Origin of the sequence: Variovorax sp. 679 (genome assembly GCF_003952185.1) — a bacterium.
Lineage (GTDB): Bacteria > Pseudomonadota > Gammaproteobacteria > Burkholderiales > Burkholderiaceae_C > Variovorax.
The window spans coordinates 33,194-60,149 of record NZ_RXFS01000019.1 but is presented as its reverse complement, the minus strand read 5'-3'; the positions used below and the strand labels follow the sequence as shown (position 1 = coordinate 60,149).

Below are 26,956 nucleotides of genomic sequence, written 5' to 3'. Positions count from 1 at the left end.
TCCTTGCCGGCGTCAGTGCCCCGGCGCTGCGCGCACGCGCGCCACCTCGGCGGGCAGGTTGGTCCACGCCGGTTCCTGCGGTGCGAAGCGCGCGCGCATGTAGCCTGCGAGTTCGGCGATCTGCCGGTCGTCGAGCACTTCGCGGAAGCCGGGCATGAAGCCGATGTCGCGGCTCGCGGGCTCGCGCACGCCGTCGAGGATGGTGCGCAGCAGGTTGTCGGGCCTCGCGCTCGTGAGGTTGCTGTTGAGCGCGAGCGGCGTGTTCACGCCGAGCAGCGTGGGCCCGTTGCCGTCGTGGTGGCAGGAGGCACAGGCGCTGTCGAACATGCGCTGCGCGGGGCCGAGCAACTGGCCCTGCGTGCGTGCGGCATTGCTGATCGCCTGCTGTGCCAGAGCCGAGGGCTCCGAGGCAGGCGCCGGATTGAACGAGCCGAGGTATGTGGCCATCGCGCGGATGTCTTCGTCCGGCACCTGCGCGAGTTCGCGCACCACCTCGGCCATCGGCCCGCCGGCGATGCCGTGGCGCTGCGTGTGGCCGTTGCGCAGGTAGCGGTACAGCTCCTCGGCATCCCACGGCACCGCCGACTTCGACGAGAGCTGTGTGAGTGCCGGAGCTTCCCAGCCGTCGACCATCGCGCCCGAAAGGAAGGCACTGCCGCCCTGCTCCGCGCCCAGCGCGTTGCGCGGCGTGTGGCAGGCACCGCAGTGGCCAAGGCCGTTGACGAGGTACGCACCGCGATTCCACTCCGCGCTCTGCGTGGCCACGGGCTGCATCGGCGCCGGGTCGTGGAAGAGCGCATTCCATCCGGCCATCAGCGGCCGCATGCTGAACGGGAACTTGAGTTCGGACTTCGGCGTTTCCGCGCGCACCGCGGGCATCGACATGAAGTACGCGTACAGCGCCTGCAGATCGTCGTCGCTGGTCTTCGCGAAGGCGGTGTAGGGGAACGCGGGATACAGATAGTGGCCGTCGCGCGAGACGCCTTCGCGCATCGCGCGCTGGAAGGCGCTGAAGGACCAGCGGCCCAGACCCGTCTCGGGGTCCGGCGTGAGGTTGGTGGTGTAGAGCTTGCCGAAGGGCGTCTCCATCGCGCGGCCTCCGGCGTTGGGCACGCCGCCCGCGGCGGTGTGACACACGGCGCAATCGCCGGCGGCGGCAAGCACCCGGCCGCGTTCGATGGTGGCCTGGCTGTAGACCGGTGCGGTGAGCGATACGGGCGCGATGGCGGAGCGCCAGCCCAGCAAGCCGGCGATGACACCGATGCCCCCCACGACAAGCGCAGCGCCGGTGGCCCACAAGCCTTTGCGACGCGGCCAGGTCGCATCGCTCCGCCCCCCGGTGGAGGCAGCCTGGGATGGAGGCGCGGCAACATTGCCACCCGCGCTCCCCTCGCCCGCACTCGGAGGAGGCGGGGGAAGCGAACCCCGGTTCAATTCGGCCAGCACCGTCTCAGGCGTGAACGGCGGCGAGCGGAACCGCACGCCCGTCGCATCGAAGATCGCATTCGCGATCGCCGCGGTGCCCGGCACCGAAGACGACTCACCCGCGCCCAGCGAAGGCTCGCCAGGCCGCGGCATGTGCATCACCTCGATCACCGGCACTTCGCGGAAATTGATGATCGGGTAGCTGCCCCACTCGCGGCTCGCGACCACGCCGGAAGGCAGCACGCCCGGCAGCTGCGCACCCGCCGCAGTGCCTTCCTGTTGTTGCTGCTGCTGTTGCGGCGCGAACTGCACCCGCTCCTTCAGCGCCCGGCTCGTGGTCTGGATCACGTTGCCGTGGATCTGGTGCTCGACGCCCGCCGGGTTGATCATCAGGCCGGCGTCATGCCCCACCACCACGCGGCGCACGTGCACCTCGCCGGTCTTGCGATTGACCTCGACGTCGGCCACCCACGCGGCCCATGCGGCGCCGAAGCCAGGCCACTTGCTGTGGATGTAGCGCGCGTAGGCAAAGCCCTGGCCGAAGAGGATGTCGCCTCCTTCGCCGAGCCCGCCGTCGGCGTTCTCCTGCGGCCCGGTGCGCATGCGCCAGCCGGCCTTCTGCGCGGTGGCCTGCACCAGCTCGACCGCGCGCGGATCCTGCAGGTGCCGCAGCCGGAACTGCACCGGGTCCACACCCGCAGCGGTCGCCAGCTCGTCGATGTACGACTCGTGCGCGAACGAGCTCGGCAGCGCCGACACGCCGCGCAGCCACGAGGCGCGCACGATCGGCGCCATGTCGTTGACCTTCACGCGCAGGTTGTCGTAGCTGTAGGGCGGGCGCGCGGTACGGTCGCCCATCTCGAAAGCCTGAGCCACCGGCTCGATGGTCCGCGTGAGCAGCAGCGCGAGCGTGGGCGCACCGTTCGACGGGTACGAGGTTTCGAAGTCGTAGGCGGCAATGCTGCCGTCGGCCATGAGGCCGCCGTCGATCTCCATGAGCTGCGCGGCACCCTTGGGCTCCCACGCGTGCTCCTGTTCGCGTGTGAGCTGCACGCGCACCGGCGCGCCCACTGCGCGTGCGAGCAGCGCCGCATCGGCGGCCACGTCGTCGGCGCCGTTGCGGCCGTAGCAGCCCGCGGCCTCCATGCGGACCACGTCGACCTGCACGTCCTCCACACCCATGAGCTTCGCGAGATCGGCGCGCAGCACGTGCGGGTTCTGCGAACCTGCCCAGCAGCGCAGCTGCATGCCGCTGCCATCGGCCGGCTGCCATTCGGCCAATGCGCACGAAGGGCCGATGGACGCATGCATCTGGTACGGCCACACGTAGGTGCGATGCATCGGCTGCGCGGCGGCGGCAATGGCGCCATCGACATCGCCTTCATCGACCAGCAGGCGCTGAGTCGAAGGGTTGTCGCGCAACGCTTGCGCCAGATCGCCGAGGTCGGGCATGCCGGGCCACGGCTTCCACATGACGCGCAGCTCGCGCAGCGCCTGCTCCGCGTGCTCCTCACGCTCGGCCACGACGCCGACGAAATCGCGGATGACCACCACGGCACGGATGCCGGGGATATGCGCGATCGAAGACTCGTCGACCGACTCCAGCGTGTTGCCGATGAACTCGCCATGATCCGCGCCCGCATACGGAGGCCGCACCACGCGGCCGTGAAGCATGCCGGGCACGCGCATGTCGTGCACGAACACGAGTTCGCCAGCGAGCTTGGCCGGGATGTCGACGCGCGCCTGCCGCGTGCCGACCACGCGGTAGTCGGCCGGATCCTTGGGCCTGGCCTGCGGATCGAGCCGCAGCACCGTGCGCTGGCCGGCCACGAGATCGGCGTAGCTGACATGGCGGTCCGGCGCCTCTGCAACGCGCACCACGCCGTTGCGCACCTGCAGCTCGCCGATTGCCGCGCCGAGCCGTTCCGCCGCACGCGCGAGCAGCCAGGCACGCGCCTGCGCGGCGGCAAGCCGCATCGGCTGCGCATGGATCTGGATGGACGCGCTGGCGATCGTCGCGCCCTGGTTGGGCACTCGCGCCGTGTCGCCGAGCATCACGCGCACGCAGGGCATGCCGAGATCGAGCTCCTCGGCCACGATCTGCCCCAGCGCGGTCTGGATGCCGGTGCCCAGGTCGACATGGCCATTGAGCGCCGAGGCGCTGCCGTCGTCCCACACGGCGAGCAGGACTTCATCGCCCTCGATGGGGTTGCCGGCAACGAAGGTGGGCTGGCCCTTGGCGGGCGCCGGCGCGGCCGGCGTCTCGCGCACCACCAGCAGCACGCCGTCGGCCGACAGGAAGTCGGCGCGTGTCTGCGGAAGATCGGCGCGGCGGGTCATGGGGCCGGATGCGCGCGCATGCGCACCGCAGCGCGCTGCACCGCATCGAGTATTTCAACGTGCGTGCCGCAGCGGCACAGGTTGCCCGAGAGCTCGCTGCGGATGCGCGCCTCGCTCGCCTCCGGATCGCGCGCGAGCAGCGCCGCTGCCTGCATCACCATGCCGTTGAGGCAGTAGCCGCACTGCGCGGCCTGTGCCTCTTCGAAGGCGGCCTGCACCGGATGCCAGTCGCCGCGCGCACCGAGCCCTTCGAGCGTGGTGACTGAACGCCCCGCCACGCCGTGCGCGGGAATCACGCACGAGCGTGCCGCCACGCCGTCCACATGCACCGTGCACGCGCCGCACTGCCCCAGCCCGCAGCCGTACTTGGGACCGTTCAGCCCCAGGTCGTTGCGCAGCAGGTGCAGCAGCGTCGCCTCGCGCGGCACGCCCTCTATCGATTGCGCCTGGCCGTTGACCAGCAGGTGCAGCGGCTCAGCGCCGCAACTGGCCGTCACGGGCGTATATCTCCAGGTCCACGAAGGTCGAGCCGTTGTGGTTCTTCGCGCTGTACTCGACGGGGAAGTCGCCGATGCGCGTGCTGCCGATGCTTTCGAGCCCGGCGATGAAACTGTCGCGCGTGAGCGTCTTGCCGGCGCGGCGCAGGCCCTCGACCATCACGCGCGCGACGATGTAGCCCTCGAGCGCGGTGTAGCTGTCGATCTTCTCGCCGAACTCCGCGCGGTCGCGCTGGTAGTCGGCCACGATGGGCACGCGCAGCGCCTGCGGCGGCGGCACGATGCTGGCCGTGACCAGCCCCGCGAGCTTGCCGTCGAGCCGCTTGGCCGAACCGGCCGCATCGGTGATGCCCACCGACAGCGTGTACAGCGGCGAGCCCACGCCGTTGGCGCGGTAGTCGCGCATGAACACCTCGACCATGCGCCCCGCCATGATCATCACGACCGCGCCCGGCTTGGCCTCCGCGAGGCCGGTGACGACCTGCTTCGCGTCCTCGGCCGCGATGGCCAGCGGGAAGGTCTTGAGCACCTTCACCTTGTAGTCGGACGCCAGCTCCTCGCAGGTGGCGAGGTTCGACTTGCCGAAGGCACTGTCCTGGTACACCACCGCGATCGACTGGATGCCGATGGTCGAGAGGTGGCTGATGATCTTGCGCAGCTCCAGGTCGTAGCCCGCGCGCACGTGGAACAGGTACCGGTTGACCTTGGTGCGGAACGAGGTGGTGCCCACCAGCGGCGCGAACATCGGCACGCCGGCCTTCTCCGCGAGCGGCATTGCCGCCGCGAGGTTGCCGGTGGCCACGTAGCCGGTGAGCGCGAAGACCTTGTCCTCGTCGATCAGCTTCGCGGTGTTGGTGGCCGTCTTGGCGGGGTCGTAGGCGTCGTCATAGGTGACGAGCTCGATCTTGCGGCCATTCACGCCGCCCGACTTGTTGACCCGGTCGAAGTACAGCTTGATGCCCGCGCGGTAGTCGATGCCGAAGTCCTTCGCCGGCCCGCTGAACACGGCCGACTGGCCGATGCGGATGGTGGTGTCGGTCACACCGTTCGTGCCGTTGTCCGCGCTTGCCTGCCGCAGCAGGCCGGGGCCGAGGGCCAGGGCTGCGCCGCCTGCCACCACGGCGCGCCTTGAGATCGAGAGCTTCATGCGTCGTGGGCCTTGTGTTCTTGTTGCTCTTTCCGACTCCTGGAGCGTTGCACGCTCAGGCGGCCTGGATGTCGGCGGACTGGATGCGCTTGACGCCCTTGGCCGTCATCTGCTTCCAGGCGGCGGCCAGCGAACCGTTGAGGTCGATGCCGCGGGTGGCGTCCTCGATCACGTAGGCCTCGAAGCCGGCCTTGCGCGCGTCCATCGCGGTCCAGGCCACGCAGAAGTCGGTGGCCAGGCCTGTGACGAACACAGTCTTGATGCCGCGCGCCTTGAGGTAGCCGGCCAGGCCCGTGGCCGTCTTGTGGTCGGCTTCCTCGAAGGCGGAATAGCTGTCCATCTCCTTGTGGAAGCCCTTGCGGATGATGAGCTGCGCGGTCGGCACCTTCAGGTCCTTGCCGAGCGCGGCGTCTTCCGTGCCCTGCACGCAATGGTCGGGCCACAGCACCTGCGTGCCGTAGCTGAGCTTGGTGGTCTCGAAGGGCTTCTTGCCGCTGTAGGTGCTGGCGAACGATGCATGACCCGCCGTATGCCAGTCCTGCGTGACGACGATGTTCTCGAACGCGGGCGCGAGCGCGTTGATCACCGGAATGACTTCGTTGCCGCCCTTTACCGCGAGCGTGCCGCCGTCGAGAAAACAGTTCTGCACGTCGACCACGATCAGCGCCGCCTTGGCGCCGGGCTTGATCTTGCCGGCCGCGAAGGCGTTGAAAGCGACACTGCCGAGGCCACCGGCCAGCCCGAGGGCTGCGGCGGATTTCACGAGGGTTCTGCGATGCATGGCGTGGACTCCAGGGGTTGAAGAAAAATCAGACGCTGAGGTAGGCGCGGCGCACCTCGTCGTTGGCCGCGAGCTCGGCCATCGTGGCGTGATAGCGGATCTGCCCTTTCTCGAGCACATAGGCGCGGTCGGACACCAGTTCGGCGAAGTGCATGTTCTGCTCCGACAGCAGGATGCTCACGCCCTGCGCCTTGAGCTCGAGGATCATGTTGGCCATCTGCTCGACGATCACCGGTGCCACGCCTTCGGAAGGCTCGTCGAGCAGCACGAGGTACGGATTGCCCATGAGCGTGCGCGCGACCGTGAGCATCTGCTGCTCGCCGCCGCTCATGCGCCCGCCGGGACGGTTCGGCATCTCGCCAAGATTGGGGAAGAGCTTGAACAGGCGCTCGGGCGTCCACAGCGGCGCGTCGGTGCCGTCGGCCCAGCGGCGCGCGGGCTGCTTGCCGACTTCGAGGTTCTCCATCACCGTGAGGTCGGTGAACACGCGGCGGTCTTCGGGCACGAAGCCCAGGCCCAGGCGCGCCGCGTGGTGCGGCTCGCTCTTCGAGATGTCGTGGCCCAGGAAGCGCACCGCACCACGCCGCTTGCCCAGCATGCCGATGAGCGCCTTCAGCGTGGTCGACTTGCCCGCGCCGTTACGGCCCATGAGCGCGACGACTTCGCCGCGGCGCACTTCGAGGTCCACGTCGTAGAGGATCTGCGCGGCGCCATACCAGGCGCACAGGGCCTTGGCCTGCAGGAGGGGTTCATGCGTGCTCATGCGGGTTCTCCAACGGCTGCGCCCTTCTTCTCGAATGTCTTGCCCGTGCCGAAGTACACCTCCTGCACCTTCGGATGGTCGCGGATCTCCAGCGGCTTGCCCTGCGCGATGAGGCGCCCGCGCGCCAGCACGATCATGCGGTCGGCATACGCGAACACCACATCCATGCTGTGTTCGGTGAAGAGCACGGCCATGCCGCGCTGGATGACGAGGTCCTTGGTCAGCGCCATGAGCGAATTGCGCTCCTTGGGCGCCATGCCGGCGGTGGGCTCGTCCATCAGCAGCAGCTTGGGGCTATTGGCCATCGCGATGGCGAGCTCGACGCGCTTCACGTCGCCGTAGGCCAGCACGCTGCAGGGCCGGTCGGCCTGCGACTTCATGCCGACCTGGTCGAGCAGCGCCAGCGCCTCGTCGCGCTTGTGGTCGGCGGCGCGGCGCCATGTCGAGAACAGCTTGCGGTCGTGCGACAGCAGCGCCATCTGCACGTTCTCGACCACGGTGAGCGAGGCGAAGGTCTCGGCGATCTGGAAGGTGCGGCCCACGCCCATGCGCCAGATCTCGCGCGGCTTGCGGCCCACGAGTTCCTGGCCGTCGAGCGTGATGGAGCCCTGGTCGGCCTTGAGCTGGCCGTTCACCATATTGAAGGTGGTGGACTTGCCGGCGCCGTTGGGCCCGATGAGCGCGAGCAGCTCGCCGGGCGGCAGCTCGAAGCTGATGCCGTCCACGGCCTTCACGCCGCCGAAGGACTTGCCGAGGTTCTCGACCTTGAGGAGCGTTCTGGTCATGCCTTCACCTCCTCGAGCTTGGTCTTGGCCTTGGCTTCGGTCTTTGCAACTTCGTCTTCCTTCGGCGCGCGCCACCGGTCAGCAAGCTGCTTGATGGAGCCCGCGATGCCCTGCGGGAACAGCAGCACCAGGATCAGGATGATGGCGCCCAACATCGCGCGCCAGTAATCGGTGTTGCGCGCCACGGTGTCGTGCAGCCAGGTGAAGGTGACGGCGCCGACCACCGGGCCAGCGAGTGTCTGGATGCCACCGAGCAGCACCATGACGAGGCCGTCGACCGACTTGCCGACCGACAGCGTCTCGGGCGAGATGCTGCCCTTGGAGAAGGCGAACAGCGCGCCCGCCAGCCCGGCCACGGTGCCGGCGATGACGAAGGCGGCCCACTGCATGCGCTTGACGTCGATGCCGATGGCGTCGGCGCGCAGCACCGAGTCGCGGCCCGCGCGCAGCGCATAGCCGAAGGGCGAGAACAGCACGCGGCGCAGCCACCACACGCCCGCGCCCACGAGCACCAGCGTGAGCCAGTAGTAGGCCCGCTTGTCGGAGAGCCACTCGGAGGGCCACACGCCGGTCAGGCCGTTGCTGCCGCCGGTGAAGCTGTCCCACTGGTAGGTGATGGCCCAGGTGATCTGCGCGAAGGCCAGCGTGAGCATCGCGAGGTACACGCCCGACAGCCGCACCGCGAACCAGCCGTAGACGAAGGCGCCGATCGCGGCAACCAGCGGCGCGACGATCAGCGCGAGCTCCATCGGCAGGTGCAGCGCACGCACCAGCAGCGCCGCGCCGTACGCGCCGAGGCCGAAGTACGCGGCATGGCCGAAGGAATGCATGCCGGCCGGGCCCATGATGAAGTGCAGGCTGGTGGCGAAGAGGGCCGCGATCATCAGGTCGATCATCAGCACCGTGGTGTAGGGCGAGTTCACCGTCAGGAACGGCAGCACGGCCAGCACCAGCGCGAACACCGCGGCGGCCACGATGTAGGCGTTGCTCGGGCGGCGCAGCGGTTCTTCCTGCATGCCCACGTAGCGGCTCGGCGCCTGCGCCCGGCCGAACAGGCCCCAGGGGCGCCACACCAGCACGATGGCCATCACCAGGAAGTCGACCATCAGCGTGAGCTTGGAGAACGACACGTCGATGCCGAAGATCTGCACCACGCCGAGCCAGATGCACACGGCCTTGATCTCGGCGATGAGCAGCGCGGCCATGTAGGCGCCGGGCAGCGAGCCCATGCCGCCCACCACCACGACCACGAAGGCGGCGCCGATGGTGTTCAGGTCCATCTCGAGCGTGGCGGGCTCGCGCGGCAACTGCAGCGCGCCACCGAGGCCCGCGAGCAGCGCGCCGAGCGCGAACACCGCCGTGAAAAGCCAGGCCTGGTTGACGCCCAACGCGCTGACCATCTCGCGGTCTTGCGTGGCGGCGCGCACCAGCGTGCCGAAGCGCGTGCGGGTGAGCAGCAGCCACACGAGGCCGAGCACCACCGGCCCGATCACGATCAAGAACAGGTCATAGGAAGGAAACTGCCGCCCGAGGATCTCGACCGAGCCCTTGAGGCCGGGTGCGCGCGGGCCGAGCAGTTCGTCGGGGCCCCAGAGCCACAGCACCGCGTCCTTGATGACGAGCACCAGCGCGAAGGTGGCGAGCAGCTGGAACAGCTCCGGCGCCTTGTAGATGCGGCGCAGCAGCAGCACCTCGATCAGCGCGCCGAGCACGCCGACCGCCAGCGCGGCGATCAGCAGCGCGGGCCAGAAGCCCAGGCTCGAACCCAGCTTGTCGACGAGCGTGTACGCGAGGTAGATGCCCACCATGAAGAACGATCCATGGGCGAAATTGACGATGCGCGTCACGCCGAAGATCAACGAGAGACCGGCCGCCACGAAGAAGAGCGAGGACGCGCCGGCCAACCCGTTGAGCAACTGAACAACGAAGCCTGAGAAACTCATAAAAATCCTTTGCTCGCCCCCAGGCTTGCCCACTTCGTGTGGCCGCCCACCCCCTACCGGGGGCAATACCAGCGGCCCGGCAAAGCCGGTTCCGCGGTATTCCTGGAATGGTTCGCTGTCGGTAAAGGTGTCTAGGTCTGTTTGCGGTCAGTCCGCGGGGCGCATCTTTTTCACTTCGTCGTCGCTCGGCTGGAACTTCGCGCCGTCGAGATAGACATAGTCGACCATCACGCCCTTGCCACCGTCGTTCTTGGTCTTGCCCACGTAGGCGCCCATGGTCGACTGGTTGTCCTGCGCGCGGTAGTTGATCTTGCCGAAGGGCGTGTCGACCTGCAGGCCCTTGAAGGCGGCCACGAGCTTCTCGGTGTCGGTGCCGCCGGCCTTCTTGATGCCGGCCGCGATCGAGTGGATGGCGCTGTAGCCGACCACCGAGCCCAGGCGCGGGTAGTCCTTGAACTTGGCCTGGTAGGCGTCGAGGAAGGCCTTGTGCTCGGGCGTCTTCACGCCGTTCCACGGATAGCCGGTGACGATCCAGCCGTTGGGCGCCTCATCTTTCAGCGGGTCGAGGTACTCGGGCTCGCCGGTCAGCACGCTCACTACTTCGCGGTCCTTGAACAGGCCGCGCGTGTTGCCCTCACGCACGAACTTGGAAAGGTCGGCGCCGAACAGCACGTTGAAGATGGCGTCGGGCTTGGCATCGGCCAGGGCCTGCACCACGCTGCCCGAATCGACCTTGCCCAGCGGCGGTGCCTGCTCGGCGACGAACTCGACGTCGGGCTGCGCGGCCTTCAGCAGCGTCTTGAAGGTGGCGACCGACGACTGGCCGTATTCGTAGTTGGGGTACACCAGCGCCCAGCGCTTCTTCTTGAGCTTGGCGGCCTCGGGCACCAGCATCGCGACCTGCATGTAGGTCGAGGGACGCAGGCGGTAGGTGTACTTGTTGCCGTTGCTCCAGACGATCTTGTCGGTGAGCGGCTCGGCCGCGAGATAGAAGAACTTCTTCTGCTTGGCGAAGTCGGTCAGCGCCAGGCCGGTGTTCGACAGGAAGGCGCCGGCCAGCACGTCGATCTTCTCGCGCGAGATGAGTTCTTCGGCCACGCGCACGGCGTCGCCGGGATTGGCGTTGTCGTCGCGGCTGATGAGTTCGATCTTCTTGCCGTTGATGCCGCCCTTGGCGTTGATCTCGTCGACCGCGAGTTCCATGCCCTTCTTGTAGGGCTCGAGGAAGGCGGGTTGCGCCTTGTAGCTGTTGATTTCACCGATCTTGATCACGCCCTGCGCGTGCGCGGGAACGAGGGCCGAAGCCAGCGTGACGACGGAAGCGGCGCAGAAAACATGGCGCAATGGATTCATCGAGAAGCTCCTAGGGGTTAAGGCAGAAAGAATTCGAGTTGTACGGGCGCGGGGCTTTGGATAGACGATGCGGCGCGTCTCAGCGCAGGCCGTCTTCGCCCTTGATCTCGGAGACCTGCAGGCCGCCGATGCGCGGCAGCGGACGGCCGCTGTCGGTGACGGCCACGGCCACCACGATCTCGTTGGCGCGGGGCGCGTCGCTCACGCGGGCTTCCACCGCGTCGAAGTGGCTGCGCACGAAGGCGGCGTCCTTGTGGCCCAGCGGCACGTCGATGGCGGTGCCCAGCGTGCCCTGCTTCTTGGCCGAGGGCACGAGCGCCGCGCCCTTCTCGACCGCGACGCGCAGCGGCGCGCCCAGCTTGGGATGCAGGATGGCGGCGGCATGCTCAAGCTCGCCGCGCTCGCCGACGATGGCAGCCTTGCCGTAGCTCTGCGCCTGGCCGGGCTCGATGCCCAGCGCCTTCACGGCCTTCTGGCCCAGCAGCGCGCCGAGCTCCTCGCCGATGGCGATGAGTTCGTCGAGGTTCTCGCTGTAGCGGCCGGCGTAGGGGTTCTCGATCACGGCGATGGCGACGGCGCGGCGCGTGGGCGGCGTGACGTCCTTGCCCATTTCCTTGCGGGTTTCATCAACCTGGATGACGAGCTTGCGGATGTTGGCGGTAGTCATTGGCACACCCCCAGGCTGCGCGCACTGCGTGTCGCTTCGCCTCCCCCCTTGCAGGGGGCAACACCTGCGGCCCGGCAAAGCCGGTTCCGCGGCGTTCCCGAATGAGTGGCGATCGAGTTTGATAGCGATGTCTTGGTCATGGTCATAGTCCTTGTCAGCGCAAGCCGTCCCACTTGCTGATGTCCTTGGCGAGCAGCCCGCCCACGCGGGCATGCACGCGGTAGCCGGTGCTCATCGCGAGGATGAAGACGATCTCGTCTGCAGCCGGCGCACCGGGCACGCGCACTTCGATGGCGTCGAACTGGCCGCGCACGTAGCTGGCATTGATGTTGGTGAGCGGCACGTCGAGCGCAGCGCCGGGCGGGCCGACCTTCTTGGTCGAAGGCACGATCGACAGCGCGTTGCCGGGCTGGCCTGTCTTCTCTTCCGCCTTGCCCGCGGTGTAGGCGGCGCGGCTGCCCTTCCAGCCGAGCAGTTCGCGCATGGCATAGCCGCCGGGCACGTGCCACAACGCGCCGTGCTCCAGCTCGCCGTCGGCGCCGACGATGGCGCCCTTGCCATAGGTGGCGATCTGCTCCAGCGGCACGTCCATGGCGGCATGCAGCCTGTGCGCCATGTCGACGCCCACGGGGTCGAGCAGCGCCATCATCGGCAGGATGTCGGGCTCGTAGCGGCCCGCGAACGGATTGGTCAGCACCGCGCCGATGGCACCGCGCACCAGCGGCGTTTCGGCGCGCGGTCCGAACTCGTGGTGGATGTGCTCGACATGGGTGAAGACGCGACGGATTTCGATCATGAAAAAGAACCTTGCTTTTCGTTAAGCAAATACTGAACCAACCGTTTTCGGCAGCTCGGTCTTGAGCGCCTTCGAGCATAAGGGTTCGACAAGTCGCCACTGCCCCTGACAAACGAGTAGAACGGCCCAGACGAGACCTCCTTTTTGCAGGACCTTCGCGCACACCACGCCCGTATCGAGTGCGCTGCGCACCCGCTCGGGGGCCAGTGTCGGCACATCGACGGTGACGAGGGTGTCGCCAAGGTCGCTGTCGTCCTTGCATTCGTTCGCGGGCCGGCGCGAGATGGAGTCGTCATCCACGTCGACGGCGTTGGCGATCACTGTCGCGGCGGCATCGGCCTGTGCTGCCGTGGCGGCCAGCACCGTCACGCTGTCGGCGATGCCCAGCGAGAAACTACGCCCGCGCCAGCCGCTGGTGGCGACGCCGCGCACGGGCTGGTCTTCGCGCAGCTCGAACTGGCCATCCGTCGTGAGGATGCCGCTGCCACCGTCGACATGGCTGCGCCAGTCGAAGCGCGCGATGTCGGCGAACACGCCCACGCGCGCGGACTGCCCGGGCGCGAGGTGCAGCGCGATGTCGCCGCCGTTGTTGATCCATGCGCGCTCGATGCCGGGGCGCTCGTAGAAGGCGATGAGTTCCTGCGCGACCGAGCCGGCCACCGCCGCCATCGGCGTGATGAACATCGGCGAGAACGCGGCGCAGGCGTCCCACATGCGCCGCGCCACCACATTGCGCGGACGCATCTTTTCGGTGACGGGCAGGCGCAGCAGCGGCAGCTCGCGCACCAGTTCGTCGAGCACGTGGACGAAGCGCGCCCAGGCCGCGTCGTGCGCGGCCGCGACGGCGTACGGGTCGCCGTGCGCCTCGGCCACGATGTCGATCGGGCCGTGGTTGAAGTGCCAGCGGTTCTTGTCGAGCGCTGCGCGTTGGGCGGACATGATCAGCCCAGCATGGGGGCATGGCCGAGCGGCCACGGATTGGCGTCGTCCACCGCGAGCCATTGGCGCGCGAGCGGTGCGCCGTCTTCCTGCCACGCACCGCGCGCGAGCGCCTGTTCGAGCGGGAAGATGTGTTCCATGTGGCCGCCGAGCGCCTCGTAGTCGTCGCGCCGCATGCTGAACTCGATGGGCGCGACGATGGCCGGCGTGGGCACGGTGCCGAAGCTGTTGTCGGGCATGCGCATGACGTCGGCCATCACCGTGATGCCACCGCCCGGCCACACGTAGGCCGGCGCACCGCCGCAGGTGACGTTGACCAGCGCACGCTTGATGGCGCGCGTGAGCAGCACCGGGTTCTCGGTGACCCCCGCGCGCAGGCTGCCGCCGGCACCGCCGAGGAACAGCACCGTGCACAGCGAGGGTTCGCAGTTCTCGCCGATGCGGTCGACGATGCGCTTCACCTCGGGCGGCATCGGTTGCTCGACGGGCTTGAGCGCATCGTCGAGCACGTACCACTGCGCGTGCTCGCCGGTGGTCGAGGTCATGAGCAGGCGCAGGCCGGGGCGCGCGACGCCCTCTTCCCAGCCCTCGATGATCGCGAGCGGGTCGGCGATGTCGGTGCCGCCCCAGCCGTTGCCCGGGTTCGCCACCTGGAAGTAGCGCCCCGGCGTCGACTTGCGCCCCAGCATCTGGATGCCCGAGGGAGCCATGTCGAGGCAGCGGCCGGCCTGGTGCTCGGTGAGCACGCCGGTGATGTGGTCGTCGACCACCACCACCTCGTCGGCCACGCCGGCGAACTGGCGCGCGAAGATGCCGACCGCCGCGGAGCCGCAGCCCACGCGCATGCGCTGCTCTTCCACGCCGTTGACGATAGGCGCCTTGCCAGCCTGCACGACGAGGGTGGAACCGCCGTCGATGGTGCACTCGACGGCCTTCTTGTTGCCCAGCAGCTGCATCAGCTCGGCCGTCATGCGACCTTCCTTCTTGCTGCCGCCGGTGAGATGGTGCACGCCGCCGAGCGAGAGCATCTGCGAGCCGTATTCGGCCGTGGTGACGTGGCCCACGACCTCGCCGCGGTAGCGCACGTTGGCCTGCTCGGGGCCGAGGAAGCGGTCGGTGTCGATCTTCACCTTGAAGCTGCAGTAGCTGAAGATGCCTTCGGTGACGACGGTGACCATGTCGACGCCCTGGGCCTTGGAGGCCACGATGAAGGGCGCGGGCTTGTAGTCGGGGTAGGTGGTGGATGAGCCCACGCCGGTGACGAAGACTTCGTCGGCGTGCAGCAGGTCGCCGTTCCAGTCAGGGGCAACCGCGGCCTCCTCGGCACCTGAGCGATTGAAAGGCACCAGCGCCGGCGCCTCGGCTTCCACCGTGCGACGCAGCAGCACCACGGGATCGACGCGCACCAGCACGCCTTCCTTGTTGGCGTAGCGGTCGCAGGCGCCGGTGCGGCCGTCGGAGATCTGGCACAGCACCGGGCAGGCGTTGCACTCGACCTTGGCCGAACTCATGCGCTCGTTGCGCAGCGGCGCCTTGCCGAATGCGCCGCTGCCGGCTTCAGCCACCACGGGCATGTCCATGCCGGGGAGGCCATCTGTCTTGGTGTGTTCTGTCATCGGGGCGATCTCTTGGCTCTTGGGCGTTCGATGGTGTGCGAAGGGCAATTGCGTGCTGCCGGGGTTTGCAACAAACGTGCCGTACGCCCGCTTGTGCATCGACTTCCGTTTGTGTAGCATTCCCTACACTTTCATGTTGCATTCACTACATCAAAGGTCAATGTAGCAAACGGGCCCGATGCTTGCAATGGTGTTTTCTCGCGGTGTTCATCGGGGTTTCTCCGACCAACGACAATGGAGGGTTCGGAGCCGGCCGGCGGTTTTCGCCCCAAAGGCGTGCACGCGGGCTCAGCCAACCTCCTCTGTTACCAACCAACTCTTGAGTTCCGTATGAGTGCATTCAGCGAAGAACGCGTCCTGAGCGTCCACCACTGGACCGACCGCCTGTTCACCTTCACCACCACGCGCGACCCGGCGCTGCGCTTCTCGAACGGTCATTTCACGATGATCGGCCTGAAGGTCAACAACAAGCCCCTGCTGCGCGCCTACAGCATCGTGAGCCCGAACTACGAGGAGCATCTCGAGTTCCTGAGCATCAAGGTGGAAGAAGGCCCGCTGACCTCGAAGCTGCAGCACATCCAGGTGGGCGACACCATCATCGTGGGCCGCAAGCCCACCGGCACGCTGCTGATCGACTACACGCTGCCCGCCAAGCGCCTGTACCTCTTCGGCACCGGCACCGGCCTCGCACCGTTCATGAGCATCATCCGCGACCCGGACACCTACGAGAAGTTCGAGCAGGTCATCCTGGTGCACGGCGTGCGCCAGGTCGACGAGCTGGCCTATCACGACCTCGTGACCGACCACCTGCCCAAGCACGAGTTTCTCGGCGAAATGATCGAGAAGCAGCTGCTGTACTACCCGACGGTCACGCGCGAGGAGTTCCGCAACCAGGGCCGCATCACCGACCTGATCGAGAGCAACAAGCTCACCGACGACCTCGGCCTGCCCCCGCTCAACGTCGAGGAAGACCGCGTCATGCTGTGCGGCAGCCCCGGCCTGCTGGTCGACCTGAAGCACATCCTCGAGAAGCGCGGCTTCAAGGAAGGCAACACTTCGACGCCCGGCGACTTCGTCGTCGAGCGCGCCTTCGCAGAGAAGTAATGAAGGCCCCCCGGCTTTTCACTCGCTGTGCTCGTGTAACTCCACCCCCCATGGGGGAGGCGCGGTCCGCCTTGGGGCGGCCCGGCGGCGACCGCCTTCCTCTTCACTCGCCCCTCTGATGGAACGCAAGGCAGTCACCAAGCCGCAGCGCCGCACGGGCGTGCGCGAGGCGGCTGCCCAGGCCACGCGCGACAGCATCCTGAAGGCGGCGACCAAAGTCTTCGCCAAGTACGGCTACGACGGCGGCAGCGTGGAGAAGATCTCCAAGGCCGCGAAGTCGTACGACCGGATGATCTACTACTACTTCGGCAGCAAGGAAGGCCTCTTCATTGCAGTGCTCGAAGGCATCTACCAGCGTATGGACGACGCCGAGGCCGCCATCGCGCTCGACGCCTCGCGGCCGGTGGACGCGCTCACCGAAGTCATCCGCTTCGTGCTGGGCTACTACCGCAAGAACCCCGAGTTCGTCACGCTGCTGAACACCGAGAACCTGCACAAGGGCCGGCACATTTCGAAGTCGCTGCGCGCACGCGAGTACTCGTCGCGCGCGGTGGCGATCATTGCGGAAATTCTCTCGAGCGGCGCCTCGCAGGGCCTGTTCCGCAAGGATCTGGTGGCACGCGACATCTACCTGCTGATCGCGTCCACGGGCTATTTCTACACCTCCAACCGGCACACGCTCACCGCCTTCCTCGGCGAGCCGCTGGAGTCGCCGGAGGCGATCACGCACTGGGAAGACTTCGTGATCGAGACGCTGCTGCGCACGGTGCGCGCGGACGACGCACAAGAAAACACCCCACCTCACGAGGAAAACACGAAATGGCAGAAATCGCAGCCGGCGGCAAGTCGGGCAAGGTCGTCATCCGGAACATAGGCCTGCTGCTGTCGGGCGACATCGACAAGCCCATCCTCGATGCCGACACCATCGTGGTGAACGACGGCCTGATCGTCGCGGTCGGCAAGGAAAAGGACTGCGACCTCGAAGGCGCGGTCACCGTCATCGACGCGAAGAAGACCTGCGTGGCGCCCGGCCTGATCGACAGCCACGTGCACCCTGTGTTCGGCGACTGGACGCCGCGCCAAGGCCAGCTCGGCTGGATCGACTCCACCATGCACGGCGGCGTGACCACCATGATTTCCGCCGGCGAGGTGCACCTGCCCGGCCGACCGAAGGACATCGTGGGCCTGAAGGCGCTGGCCATCACCGCGCAGCGCGCCTTCGACAACTTCCGCCCCGGCGGCGTGAAGGTGCTGGCGGGCGCGCCGGTCATCGAGAAGGGCATGGTCGAGAGCGACTTCAAGGAGCTTGCCGAGGCCGGCGTGGGCCTGCTCGGCGAAGTGGGCCTGGGTTCGGTGAAGGCCGGCTACGAGGCCAAGGAGATGGTGGCCTGGGCGCGCAAGTACGGCATCCAGAGCACGATCCACACGGGCGGTCCGTCGATCCCGGGCTCGGGCCTGATCGACAAGGACGTGGTGCTCGAGGCCGACGCCGACGTCATCGGCCACATCAACGGCGGCCACACCTCGCTGCCCGAGGCGCATGTGTGCGAGCTGTGCGAGAGGAGCTCGCGCGCCATCGAGATCGTGCACAACGGCAACGAGAAGGTCGCCATCGCGGCGGCGAAGGCGGCGCTGGAGCTCAAGTGCCCGCACCGCGTGATCCTCGGCACCGACGGCCCCGCGGGCTCGGGCGTGCAGCCGCTGGGCATCCTGCGCATGGTGGCGATGCTGTCGTCCATCGCGAACATCCCGGCCGAGCTGGTGTTCTGCTTCGCAACGGGCAACACCGCGAAGATCCGCAAGCTCAACTGCGGCCTGGTCGAGGTGGGGCGCGCCGCCGACTTCGTCTTCATGGACCGTGCCCAGCATTCGCCCGCACCGGGGCTGCTCGAGAGCGTGCAGCTCGGCGACATCCCGGGCGTGGGCATGGTGATGATCGACGGCATCGTGCGCTGCGGCCGCAGCCGCAACACGCCGCCTGCGACCGAGATCCCGGTCGTAGTCTCGGGCGCGCACTGACCGGCACGCCGCGCCGCCGGCCTCAGCCGTTGCGGTGCGAGCGGAAGACCAGGTAGCGCGCCGAGAGGAAGTTGGCGCTCATGCCGGCGAGGCTGCCGAGCGCCACGCCCAGGGCCGCGGCCCAGCGGCCTTCGACCCAGTGCAGCGTCAGCACGTAGGCGCCGTAATTCAGCACCGAGCCGGCCGCCATGGTCGCCAGGTAGCTCAGGTATTCGCGCCAGACGGAGCGACCGGCTGCGGCGCTGGCCGCAAAGGTGTAGCGGCGGTTGAAGGCCCAGGTGGTGGTCGCCGCCGCCAGGAACGACACCACCCGCGCAACGTACCAGCCCAGCAACGGTGCCAGCAGGTACAGCACGACAACGTCGACCACGAGCCCGATCACGCCGCCGACGGCGAAGGAAAGAAGCTCGCGCCCGATCTTCATCGCGAAGCCTGCTCGCGCACGCTCGGGATCGCGAGGTAGCTCAGCCGCTTGGCTTCCCGTCGCCCCAGGGTGATGGCCTGCATGATGACGCCGCACACGAAAGACAGCATGGCCGCCAGCATCGCACCAGTGGCCAGCACCGCCGTGGGGAGCCGGGGCACCAGGCCGGTCTGCATGTAGGTCATGAAGAGCGGTACGACCAGCGCGACCGACATCAGCGCCAGCAGCCCGCCGATGATCGAGAAGAACTGCAGCGGCCGTTCGCTCACGAACAGCTTGCAGATGGTCTTGAGGATGCGCCAGCCGTCGCGGTAGGTCGAGAGCTTGCTCACCGAGCCCTCCGGACGCGTGCTGTACGCAGTGGCTTCCTCGGCATAGGGCATGCGCAGCTCCAGCGCGTGCACGGTGAGCTCGGTCTCCGTCTCGAAGCCCCGCGACAACGCCGGGAACGACTTGGCATAGCGCCGCGAGAACACGCGGTAGCCCGAGAGCATGTCGGTGAGCCCGCCGCCGAACAGCTGCGCCACGGCGCCCGTGAGCATGCGGTTGCCGAAACGGTGGCCGGCGCGGTAGGTGTGCGCGTCCTGGCCGTCGTCCACGCGGCTGCCGACCACCATGTCGAGGTTGTCGCTCACCAGCCGGTCGACGAGGCGGCGCGCGGCGCCGGCGTCGTAGGTGGCATCGCCGTCGGTCATCAGGTACACGTCGGCATCGACGTCGGCGAACATGCGCCGCACCACGTTGCCCTTGCCGCGCAGGGCCACATGCGTGACGGTGGCGCCGGCCGCGCGCGCGACGGCGGCAGTGCCGTCGCTGGAGTTGTTGTCGAAGACGTGGATCTCGGCCTCGGGCAGCGCGGCGCGAAAACCCTGCACCACCTGCGCGATGGCGAGCGCCTCGTTGTAGCAGGGGATGACCACGGCGATGCGCAGGCCGCCGCTGCTGCGGCTCCGGTTGCTGGAGAGGTCTGCGTCGTCGGTCATGGTGCGACGGGAAGGATACGGTAGACCCGGCTGCCGTCCTTCTCGTACTCGACGGCGAAGTACTTGTCGAAATCGATGCGCGCGCTGAACACCGGCACCACGGCATCGGGCAGCACGACCGCGACGAAGCCCATGCCCGAGAGCTTGCGCGCAAGATCGCCGCCCGAGAGGCGTCCGAAGTCGGTGTACCGCCAAGGCCCGAGGGTGTCGCCCCAGATCGGGTTGGGGCCGTAGTAGATCGCCTCGTTCAGCGCGACCTGGTAGACGCGGCCTTTTGCATTGCGGCGCAGGTAGTCCATGACGGCGTAGCCCGGCACGTGCTTGCGCAGTACGGCTTCGCGGGCCTCGGGCGTGACCGAGACCATCGCGACCTTGCCAGCGGTCTGGCGCACGGAGACGGCGGCCAGCACGGCCAGCAGCAGCACGATCACCCAGTCGCCCACGCGGGCGCCGGAGCGCGCAGCCGTGACGCCGGCATCCTGCGGCTGCGGCGTCCTGGCTCCGAACAGCCGCTTCACGCCCGATGCCGCCCAGCCGAACAGCACCTGCCAGCCGATGGCCGCGATGGCCGCCAGCAGCGGGAACGAGGCCGTCAGGTAGCGCGGATAGCGCGAGGTCACGACCCAGACCACCACCGAGTACAGGCAGAACCAGCCGGCGGCGCGCACGGCCGCGGAGCGCTTCCAGAAGACGCTGAACGGCGCGAAGAACACCGACCAGATCAGCGCGTTGGGCAGCTCGGCGTGCACACGCACGTCCGCCACCTGCTGCACGTAGTCGGCCGGCGTCCACTCGGTGAAGCCGAACACCCGCGCGCCGATCGGGTTGAACGGGTCGCCCGTCATGATGGCGTTGCGCGCGTACCAGTACACGCAGGGAATCAGGAAGCAGACGAACACCAGCGCCCAGGCCTTGAAGCCGCGCTCGTGGCGAAAGACGAACAGCGACACCAGCGGCAGGAAGATCAGCGCCTGGTACTTCGACCCCGCGGCCACGCCGAGGCAGAACGCAGCCACGCCGAGCCAGCGGATGCCACCGCGCACGGGCTTGCCGGGCTCCGATTCGCGCCACCACCACAGCGCCACGCAGGCCGACAGCACGAACAGCGCCACGCCCATGTCGATCAGCGCGTTGGAATAGTCGCCGAGCCCCAGCCAGATGGCCGCGCCGATGCAGGCGGTGAGCCTGTTGGCGTGCAGCATGCCCAGCCGATAGATCATCACCACCGACAGCGCGCCGGCGAGCCCGTTGAGGAAGTGCGGCAGCACGTCGTCGCCCAGCTGCAGCGCGGCGGCGTACAGCAGGTTGTAGTTGTACGGGAACCAGGGGTAGCGCAGCCAGTCGTGAATGCCCAGCGAGCCCTGCTGCGCCACCTGGCGCGCATAGGGCAGGTGGTACATCAGCTCGTCGAAGGCGATGGGCGGTGCGAGCGGCGCCACCAGCGCCGGTAGCGCGACCAGTGCCAATGCGATCGCCGCGACGCGCTCCAGGTAGCTCCACGGCGCGGCGGGCGCGTTCACGAGCAGGGTGCGCCGCTCGCGCAGCCACGACGGGAGCTGCAGCGCCGCGGCCACCACACCCACCGCGACGACGGCTACGGTCGCTCCGGCCTTGAAGGCCCCGAAGATGGCCATCGCCTGGAATGCGCAGATGAAAAAGCCCACGCCCAGCGCCACGGCCATGGCGGCTTCGAGCCCCGCGTCGCGGCGCGGCGGCGGAGCCAGGCGGCCCAGCAGCGCGCGCCCATAGCCCCAGCAGCCCAACACGAAGACCGCCAGTGCCGCGTAGTGCGCGGCGGCAAACATCAGCTTCTGAATAACAACTCCCGGCGCCGGGCGGCCGCACCGGCCGGCAGGTTCAAAGATTGGGCGCCAGCAGGCGTTCGAGGTCGGCTTCGCTTTCCTTGCGCCGCGCGGCCTGGTCCTGCAGCTGGTCGTGCCCGATCTTGCCGACGTTGAAGTACGTCGAATCGGGGTGACTCAGGTAGAACCCGCTCACGCTGGCGGCGGGCATCATAGCGAGGCTTTCCGTCAGGCTCATGCCAATGTCCGCGCAGTTCAGAAGGTCGAACATCGGCTTCTTCACGCTGTGGTCGGGGCAGGCCGGGTAGCCGGGCGCGGGGCGGATGCCGCGGTACTTCTCCGCGATCATGTCGTCGTTGCTCAGGCTCTCGTCGCTCGCGTAGCCCCAGAGGTCGGTGCGCACGCGGTGGTGCAGCGCCTCGGCGAAGGCCTCGGCCAGCCGGTCGGCCAGGGCCTTGAGCATGATGGCGGAGTAGTCGTCGAGGTCGTCGACGAAGTACTTCTCCTTCTTCTCCACGCCCAGGCCGGCGGTCACGGCGAACATGCCCACGTAGTCCTTCACGCCGCCGTCCCTGGGCGCGACGAAGTCGGCGAGGCAGCGGCTCGGGCGCATCACGCCATCGATTTCCTGCTTCTCGGCCTGCTGGCGCATGCCGTACCAAGTGAGCGCCACTTCGCTGCGCGACTCGTCGGTGTAAAGCTCGATGTCGTCGTCGTTCACGGTGCTGGCGGGCCAGAAGCCGACGATGCCGCTCGCGCTGAGCCAGCGGCCCTCGATCAGGCGCTTGAGCATGCGCTGGCCGTCCGCATACACGCGCACAGCCTCGGTGCCGACGATCTCGTCCTTCAGGATGGCGGGGAACGGGCCGGCAAGGTCCCAGGTCTGGAAGAACGGGCCCCAGTCGATGTACTTCGCGAGCTCGGTGAGGTCGAAGTTCCTGAACACGCGCCGGCCGATGAACTTGGGCACAGGCGGCAGGTAGCTCGCGAAGTCGACGGGCGTCTTGTTGGCGCGCGCCTTGGCCAGCGGCCACAGCGGCACCTGCTTCTTGTTGGCATGCTGGTGGCGCACCTTGTCGTAGTCGGCGTTGATCTCGTCGATGTACGCGGTGGCCTGGTCGGAGAGCAACGATTGCGCCACGCTCACACTGCGCGAGGCATCGGGCACGTAGACCACGGGGCCTTCGTAGTGCGGCGCGATCTTCACGGCCGTGTGCACGCGGCTGGTGGTGGCGCCGCCGATGAGCAGCGGGATCTTCTTGATGCGGAAGTGGTCGTCCTTCTGCATCTCGCCGGCCACGTACTGCATTTCCTCCAGGCTCGGCGTGATGAGGCCCGACAGGCCCACGATGTCCGCGCCCTCGACCTTCGCCTTGGCGAGAATTTCGTGGCACGGGACCATCACGCCCATGTTCACCACTTCGAAGTTGTTGCACTGGAGCACGACGGTGACGATGTTCTTGCCGATGTCGTGCACGTCGCCCTTCACGGTGGCGATGATGATCTTGCCCTTGGTGCGCACGTCGCGGCCCGCGGCCTCGTCCTGGCGCTTTTCTTCCTCGATGTAGGGAATGAGGTGGGCCACGGCCGACTTCATCACGCGCGCCGACTTCACCACCTGCGGCAGGAACATCTTGCCCTGGCCGAACAGGTCGCCCACGATGTTCATGCCGTCCATCAGCGGGCCTTCGATCACGTGCAGCGGGCGGCCGCCCTTGGCGAGGATCTGCTGGTAGGCCTCTTCAGTGTCTTCGACGATGAAGTCGGTGATGCCGTGCACCATCGCGTGCGACAGGCGCTGGTTGACCGACACCGGGTTCTCAGGCGTGCCGCGCCATTCGAGTTTCTTGCTGTCGTCCTTGGCGCCGCTCTTGGCGGTCTCGGCCACTTCGACGAGACGCTCTCCGGCATCGGGGCGGCGGTTGAGCACCACGTCTTCGACGCGCTCGCGCAGGCCGGGTTCCAAGTCGTCGTACACGCCGACCATGCCGGCGTTGACGATGCCCATGTCCATGCCTGCCTTGATCGCGTGGTACAGGAACACGGTGTGGATGGCCTCGCGCACCGGGTCGTTGCCGCGGAAGCTGAAGCTCACGTTCGACACGCCGCCCGACACCTTGGCGCCCGGCAGGTTCTCCTTGATCCAGCGCACGGCGTTGATGAAGTCGACCGCGTAGTTGTCGTGCTCCTCGATGCCGGTGGCGATCGCGAAGATGTTCGGGTCGAAGATGATGTCCTCGGGCGGGAAGCCCACCTCGTCGACCAGGATGCGGTAGGCGCGCTCGCAGATCTCGATCTTGCGCGCATAGGTGTCTGCCTGGCCCTTCTCGTCGAAGGCCATCACCACGGCGGCGGCGCCGTAGCGCTTCACCAGCATGGCCTCGTGCTTGAACTTGTCGACGCCCTCCTTCATGGAGATCGAGTTGACGATGCCCTTGCCCTGGATGCAGCGCAGGCCCGCCTCGATGACCTCCCACTTCGAGCTGTCGACCATCACCGGCACGCGCGCGATGTCGGGCTCGCTGGCGATGAGGTTGAGGAAGCGGACCATCGCGGCCTTGCTGTCGAGCATGGCCTCGTCCATGTTCACGTCGATCACCTGCGCGCCGTTCTCGACCTGCTGGCGCGCCACGGCCAGCGCTTCTTCGAACTGGCCGTTGAGGATCATGCGGGCGAAGGCCTTCGAGCCCGTGACGTTGGTGCGCTCGCCGATGTTGACGAACAACGTGCCCTCACCGATGGAGACCGGCTCCAGGCCTGAGAGCTTCATGGGAGGCGGCATTGGGGAAGACATGGTTGGACTCGGGGGCAAAAGCGGTTATCCGTGCGCGGGTTGGGGGAGTCTATCGCCGTCCCCCAAGCACATTGCGTGCAAGGAGTAAGTCTGAATCATGAAAGGGTAAGTCCGAATCGATAGCGAATCCCTGATTTCGCAGAATGAAAAGTGCACGCTCGTTCTTTTTTTGCGTGCATCCCCCCAACCGATCACAGGGAGTTCCGATGATTCGACTGAAGACGATTCCGGCTTCGACGGGCAGGAAAAGAACAGGCGGTGCAGCACGGCGGTCCGCCGGCGCGCTCCTGGTGTGCGGCGCGCTGGCGCTCGCACCCATGACGCAGACGGTGCAGGCGGCCAGCAGCAAGACGGCCCAGACCGCCTATCCGATCGTGCTGGTGCACGGCATGCTGGGCTTCGACACCATCGCGGGCATCGACTACTGGTACGGCATTCCGGGCGAGCTGCGCGCCCAGGGCGCCCAGGTCTTCGTCGCCGAGGTGGCCGCCACCAACAGCAGCGAGGTGCGCGGCGAACAGCTGCTCAAGCAGGTCAAGGACGTGCTGGCGCTCACTGGCGCGAGCAAGGTCAACCTGATCGGCCATTCGCACGGCGGCCCGACGGCGCGCTACGTCTCGGGCGTGGCGCCGCAGCTGGTGGCTTCGGTCACCACGGTGGGCAGCCCGCACAAGGGCAGCAAGGTGGCCGACGTGCTCGGCAACACGCTGCCGGACGGCAGCATCAGCCGGGCCGTGGTGGTGAGCGTGGTCAACGCGTTCTCCAGCCTCATCGGCATTCTCTCGGGCAACAACACGCCGCAGAACGGGCTGGGCGCGCTGGATTCGCTCAACACCGCCGGCTCGGCGAAGTTCAACGCCAAGTTCCCCGACGGCGTGCCCACCACGGCCTGCGGCAACGGCACCGAGCTGGTCAACGGCGTGCGGTATTTCTCCTGGTCGGGCACCCAGCCGCTGACCAACGTGTTCGACGCCTCCGACTACGCGCTGTCGCTGACGAGCGTGGTGCACGGCGAACCCAACGACGGCCTCGCTTCGGCCTGCAGCTCGCACCTGGGCACCTACCTCGGCAGCTACCGGCAGAACCACCTGGACGAGGTGAACCAGTTGCTCGGGCTGCGCGACCTGTTCTCGGTGAGCCCGGTGACGCTGTACGTCAACCAGGCGGCGAAGCTAAAGCAGCTCGGCCTGTGAAATGAAACACCCCCAGTCTTCGCGCACTTCGTGTCGCTTCGCCAACCCCCTCGAGGGGGCGCACCCGGCATGGCCTGCTCCGCGATCATTCGATCGGCGCGGATGCGCCGGTTTCATGCGATCCGGGTGAAGCGCGTTGCTGCGAAAAACTGAGGAAACCATGCCCCGCAAGCTTCTGTGGCCGCTCGCAGCGGCCGCGGTGGTGTTGGCTGCGGGAGCGGCGTGGTGGCTGGCCAGCGGCGAGGAGGTGCCGGCTCCCACGACCGCTTCCGTGGCCCGGCCGCCCACCTCGTCCCCCCTGCCGGCCGTCTCCACCGCCACGGCGGGCGACAACGCCCACGCCCCCGATCCGCTGCTGACGCCGAACCTCCTGCGCATCTTCGAGCAGATGCTCAACGACAGCCAGGCCAAGGACAAGGGCGACAAGGAAAGCCTGATGGCCGAGATGCGCGCGAAGATCGACAAGTACCTGCCGCCCGAATGGCGGGTGCGCGCGCTGGGCCTGCTGGAGCGCTACATCGACTACCGCTACGCGCTCGATGCGCTGCCTGCGGCCAGCATCGGCGACCCCGCCGGGCTGCGCAGGATCCTCGATGCGCGTGCAAGCATCCGGTCGCGCTACTTCGCTCCCGAGGAGGTCGCGGGCCTGTTCGGCGCCGACGAGAAGTTCGACCGCTTCAGCGTCGAGAAGCTGGAGATCGAGCGCAACAGGAACCTCACGCCCGAGCAGAAGCGCGAGGCGCTGGCGAAGACCGAGGAAACCTGGCTCACGCCCGAGCAGCGCGCCGACCGCGTGGCCACCACGGCGCAACTGGCCGTCGGCGAACAGACCGCCGCGCTGGAGGCGCGCGGTGCGAGCCCCCAGGAGCGGTTTGCGGAGCGTTCCCAGCAATACGGCCACGAGGCGGCACAGCGGCTCGCCACCCTCGACCAGCAGGAGCAGGACTGGCAGAGCCGCCTCTCGCGCTATGCCGCGGCCGACGAGGCCACGCGGGCGCAGCTTCAGGCCGAGCTGTTCACGCCACAGGAGGCGCTGCGCCTGCAGGCCGCGCTCGAAATGCGGGCTGCAGGCGAGAAAAAGAAAACGCCCTCCCCACCGTGACCGGCAGGGAGGGCGCGGAGGTTCGACCCGGCTTCAGGCCGCGACAGGCACCTTGGCGGCCGCCGAGGCCGGCAGGCCGAACACCCGGTCGAAGCCCCAGTTGAAGACGAAGGTGTAGACCAGGAAGAACAGCACCAGCCCCAGGTCCATCACGAGCGCTTCCCAGAGCGACACGCCCAGGCCCCAGGCGAACATCGGCACCAAGAAGGCGATCAGGCCGCCCTCGAAGCCGATGGCGTGCGCGATGCGGCGGCGCAGGCTGCGTCCGCGCACGGCCTGGCGTGACTCCCAGCGCTCGAAGAGCGAGTTGAAGATCAGGTTCCAGATCACCGCGATGACCGACGCGGCCACCGCCATCACGCCCGAATGGCCCAGGCCGGCATCCGTCATCAGGGCCAGCCCGGCGCTGGCCGCCACGATGGCGATGCCCTCGTAGAGGGTGATGTAGACGATGCGACGCTGAATCCCTTGCATGGCTTTCTC

Annotated in this window: 22 protein-coding genes; 5 read left to right on the top strand and 17 right to left on the bottom strand. The window is 67.8% G+C overall.

The genetic code is table 11. The features are described 5' to 3' along the window. Positions 1-12: 12 nt before the first annotated feature. From EJO71_RS32150 to EJO71_RS32095, 12 genes are all read right to left on the bottom strand, one after another. On the bottom strand, positions 13-3,765 hold the full coding sequence (locus EJO71_RS32150; RefSeq protein ID WP_125952657.1) for a molybdopterin cofactor-binding domain-containing protein: 3,753 nt from the start codon (positions 3,763-3,765) through the stop codon (positions 13-15). Further along, the gene (locus EJO71_RS32145; protein WP_125952658.1) at positions 3,762-4,262 is read right to left on the bottom strand and encodes a (2Fe-2S)-binding protein; all 501 of its coding nucleotides are present in this window, start codon (positions 4,260-4,262) and stop codon (positions 3,762-3,764) included. Before EJO71_RS32145 ends, EJO71_RS32150 begins: the two co-directional genes overlap by 4 nt. Then, positions 4,240-5,409: an ABC transporter substrate-binding protein gene (locus EJO71_RS32140; protein ID WP_171022569.1), complete on the bottom strand. Its 1,170-nt coding sequence runs from the start codon at positions 5,407-5,409 to the stop codon at positions 4,240-4,242. The genes EJO71_RS32145 and EJO71_RS32140 overlap by 23 nt, the downstream gene beginning before the upstream one ends. Positions 5,410-5,464: 55 nt before the next feature. Further along, the gene (gene pncA, locus EJO71_RS32135; RefSeq protein WP_125952659.1) at positions 5,465-6,190 is read right to left on the bottom strand and encodes a bifunctional nicotinamidase/pyrazinamidase; all 726 of its coding nucleotides are present in this window, start codon (positions 6,188-6,190) and stop codon (positions 5,465-5,467) included. Positions 6,191-6,218: 28 nt separating this feature from the next. Continuing rightward, complete coding sequence (locus tag EJO71_RS32130) at positions 6,219-6,953, bottom strand: ABC transporter ATP-binding protein (RefSeq protein WP_125952660.1); 735 nt, start codon at positions 6,951-6,953, stop codon at positions 6,219-6,221. Continuing rightward, a complete protein-coding gene (locus EJO71_RS32125) occupies positions 6,950-7,738 on the bottom strand; it encodes an ABC transporter ATP-binding protein (protein ID WP_125952661.1) in 789 nt (262 codons plus the stop codon). The genes EJO71_RS32130 and EJO71_RS32125 overlap by 4 nt, the downstream gene beginning before the upstream one ends. Further along, a complete protein-coding gene (locus tag EJO71_RS32120; protein ID WP_125952662.1) occupies positions 7,735-9,681 on the bottom strand; it encodes an ABC transporter permease in 1,947 nt (648 codons plus the stop codon). Before EJO71_RS32120 ends, EJO71_RS32125 begins: the two co-directional genes overlap by 4 nt. 147 nt (positions 9,682-9,828) lie before the next feature. After that, positions 9,829-11,034: an ABC transporter substrate-binding protein gene (locus EJO71_RS32115; protein ID WP_125952663.1), complete on the bottom strand. Its 1,206-nt coding sequence runs from the start codon at positions 11,032-11,034 to the stop codon at positions 9,829-9,831. 79 nt (positions 11,035-11,113) lie between these two features. Next, positions 11,114-11,701: an amino acid synthesis family protein gene (locus tag EJO71_RS32110; protein ID WP_125952664.1), complete on the bottom strand. Its 588-nt coding sequence runs from the start codon at positions 11,699-11,701 to the stop codon at positions 11,114-11,116. A gap of 154 nt (positions 11,702-11,855) precedes the next feature. After that, positions 11,856-12,497 (bottom strand): amino acid synthesis family protein, encoded by a 642-nt coding sequence (locus EJO71_RS32105; RefSeq protein ID WP_125952665.1) that lies wholly within the window; start codon positions 12,495-12,497, stop codon positions 11,856-11,858. A 21-nt stretch (positions 12,498-12,518) separates the two neighbouring features. Further along, positions 12,519-13,436: a UPF0280 family protein gene (locus tag EJO71_RS32100; RefSeq protein ID WP_125952666.1), complete on the bottom strand. Its 918-nt coding sequence runs from the start codon at positions 13,434-13,436 to the stop codon at positions 12,519-12,521. A 2-nt stretch (positions 13,437-13,438) separates the two neighbouring features. Next, a complete protein-coding gene (locus EJO71_RS32095) occupies positions 13,439-15,052 on the bottom strand; it encodes a 6-hydroxynicotinate reductase (RefSeq protein ID WP_125952667.1) in 1,614 nt (537 codons plus the stop codon). A gap of 330 nt (positions 15,053-15,382) precedes the next feature. On the opposite strand from EJO71_RS32095, the gene EJO71_RS32090 reads away from it, so the two are divergent. From EJO71_RS32090 to EJO71_RS32080, 3 genes are all read left to right on the top strand, one after another. Next, a complete protein-coding gene (locus EJO71_RS32090; RefSeq protein WP_125952668.1) occupies positions 15,383-16,156 on the top strand; it encodes a ferredoxin--NADP reductase in 774 nt (257 codons plus the stop codon). Positions 16,157-16,274: 118 nt separating this feature from the next. Next, on the top strand, positions 16,275-17,030 hold the full coding sequence (locus tag EJO71_RS32085; protein WP_125952669.1) for a TetR family transcriptional regulator: 756 nt from the start codon (positions 16,275-16,277) through the stop codon (positions 17,028-17,030). Continuing rightward, a complete protein-coding gene (locus EJO71_RS32080; protein WP_125952670.1) occupies positions 16,976-18,175 on the top strand; it encodes an amidohydrolase family protein in 1,200 nt (399 codons plus the stop codon). The genes EJO71_RS32085 and EJO71_RS32080 overlap by 55 nt, the downstream gene beginning before the upstream one ends. A 22-nt stretch (positions 18,176-18,197) precedes the next feature. Here the strand turns inward: EJO71_RS32080 and EJO71_RS32075 are convergent, their stop codons facing one another. Genes EJO71_RS32075 through metH form a run of 4 tightly spaced genes read right to left on the bottom strand, consistent with a single transcriptional unit; the run spans position 18,198 to position 24,178 of the window. Beyond that, the gene (locus EJO71_RS32075) at positions 18,198-18,599 is read right to left on the bottom strand and encodes a GtrA family protein (protein ID WP_125952671.1); all 402 of its coding nucleotides are present in this window, start codon (positions 18,597-18,599) and stop codon (positions 18,198-18,200) included. Continuing rightward, positions 18,596-19,582, bottom strand: a complete 987-nt coding sequence (locus EJO71_RS32070; RefSeq protein WP_125952672.1) for a glycosyltransferase family 2 protein — start codon at positions 19,580-19,582, stop codon at positions 18,596-18,598. Before EJO71_RS32070 ends, EJO71_RS32075 begins: the two co-directional genes overlap by 4 nt. Then, positions 19,579-21,387: a hypothetical protein gene (locus tag EJO71_RS32065; protein ID WP_125952673.1), complete on the bottom strand. Its 1,809-nt coding sequence runs from the start codon at positions 21,385-21,387 to the stop codon at positions 19,579-19,581. The genes EJO71_RS32070 and EJO71_RS32065 overlap by 4 nt, the downstream gene beginning before the upstream one ends. Positions 21,388-21,439: 52 nt before the next feature. Further along, positions 21,440-24,178: a methionine synthase gene (gene metH, locus EJO71_RS32060; RefSeq protein ID WP_125952674.1), complete on the bottom strand. Its 2,739-nt coding sequence runs from the start codon at positions 24,176-24,178 to the stop codon at positions 21,440-21,442. A gap of 317 nt (positions 24,179-24,495) precedes the next feature. Between metH and EJO71_RS32055 the strand changes: the two genes are divergently transcribed. Both EJO71_RS32055 and EJO71_RS32050 read left to right on the top strand, forming a co-directional pair. Continuing rightward, positions 24,496-25,371: a triacylglycerol lipase gene (locus EJO71_RS32055; protein ID WP_125952705.1), complete on the top strand. Its 876-nt coding sequence runs from the start codon at positions 24,496-24,498 to the stop codon at positions 25,369-25,371. A 160-nt stretch (positions 25,372-25,531) separates the two neighbouring features. Continuing rightward, positions 25,532-26,473: a lipase secretion chaperone gene (locus EJO71_RS32050; protein ID WP_125952675.1), complete on the top strand. Its 942-nt coding sequence runs from the start codon at positions 25,532-25,534 to the stop codon at positions 26,471-26,473. Between the two features lie 33 nt (positions 26,474-26,506). Here the strand turns inward: EJO71_RS32050 and EJO71_RS32045 are convergent, their stop codons facing one another. After that, positions 26,507-26,947: a PACE efflux transporter gene (locus tag EJO71_RS32045; RefSeq protein ID WP_125952676.1), complete on the bottom strand. Its 441-nt coding sequence runs from the start codon at positions 26,945-26,947 to the stop codon at positions 26,507-26,509. Positions 26,948-26,956 lie beyond the last annotated feature (9 nt).